Annotated in this window: 2 pseudogenes; one reads left to right on the top strand and one right to left on the bottom strand. The window is 77.9% G+C overall.

What is annotated here, in order from left to right:
- A pseudogene (locus tag ACLIYP_RS30510) lies at window positions 1-815 on the bottom strand (DNA-binding protein); the annotation flags it as partial.
- 107 nt (window positions 816-922) lie between these two features.
- Here ACLIYP_RS30510 and ACLIYP_RS30505 point away from each other — a divergent pair.
- Window positions 923-1,151, top strand: a pseudogene (locus tag ACLIYP_RS30505) (hypothetical protein); the annotation flags it as partial.

Raw genomic sequence — 1,151 nt, 5'->3', positions numbered from 1 at the left:
CGGCCGGGTCCGACCGGCGGCGGCAGCGGCTCCGGGCGGCGGTGGGCGCGGCCGCCGCGCAGGTGCAGGGCCACCTCCCGGGGCAGTACGACCGTGCGGGGCGCGGCCGGCAGCAGCAGGGCGCGGTCCAGCAGCCAGCGGACCGGGGAGGAGGGGACCTCGGAGACCTCGCCGTAGGGCGGACCCCACATCAGCTTGGCGAGCATGGCCCGCGCCTCCTCGGGCGCCTGCCCCAGCAGGGCGTCCATCCGCTCCCGGTCGCCGAAGAGGGAGGCCAGGGACTCCAGCGCGCTCACCGGGTCGTGGGTGGTGGGCAGCCCGGCGGCGGTCAGGATCTCCTGGAGGCGGCCGGGCGACGTCCCCGCGGTGGCCTCGGCCAGGGACGGGCCCAGACCTGTTGGGGAAGGGCGCGCCGCGGACGGGGCGAGCAGCTCGCGGGCGGTGCGCACCAGCCGCAGCCGGTCGTCGCCGCCCCAGACGAGGGCCCGCTCGCGCAGCAGGCCCAGCGCGCGCGGCAGTTCCTCCTCGCCGTCCGGCAGCAGGGCGGCCAGCTCCCCGTACGGGCAGGGGTCGGGGGCCACGGCCAGCGCCTCGGCGACCTGGAGGGCGAAGCGGTCCAGCCGCTCCAGCGCCCGCAGCACCGAGGTGCGGGCGCCCGCGCGGGTGGCGAGCTGGGAGAGGTCGCCGGGGACGGGCGAGAGCAGGTCCGGACGCGCCCGCAGCAGGGCGGCGAGCGCGTCGTCGGTGCGGGAACGCAGCTCGTCGGCGAGCGTGCGGGGGGCCGCTCGGCGCTCCGCTGCGGGCTCTGTCGTCATCCGTACAACCGTACCGGCAGCCTGTGGACGAGCGGTTCCGCGCGCGGGCGGTGCGGGTACGGTCGTTGCGTACGTATGCCGGGGACCAGTAGCCGCTGAGGTGTCGGGTGGGGATCGAGAGCGAACAGCTGGTCTTCGACTATCTGAGCCGGATCGGCGATCTGGCGCACGGCACGGCCATGACGGCCGCCGAGCGGGCGCGTCTGGTGGCCGGGGTGCGCGCCGACATCGAACGGCGCCGCGCCGAGGCGGGCGGCGCGCACACCGCGGCCGGGGTGCGCCGGATCCTGGACGGCATCGGGCGGCCGGAGGACGTGGTCGCGGGCGCGGGCGTCT

Origin of the sequence: Streptomyces nanhaiensis, from assembly GCF_046614825.1 — a bacterium.
GTDB classification, from domain to species: domain Bacteria; phylum Actinomycetota; class Actinomycetes; order Streptomycetales; family Streptomycetaceae; genus Streptomyces; species Streptomyces radiopugnans.
Note: the sequence above shows the minus strand (reverse complement) of the source record. Positions and strands in the feature narration are given on the sequence as shown.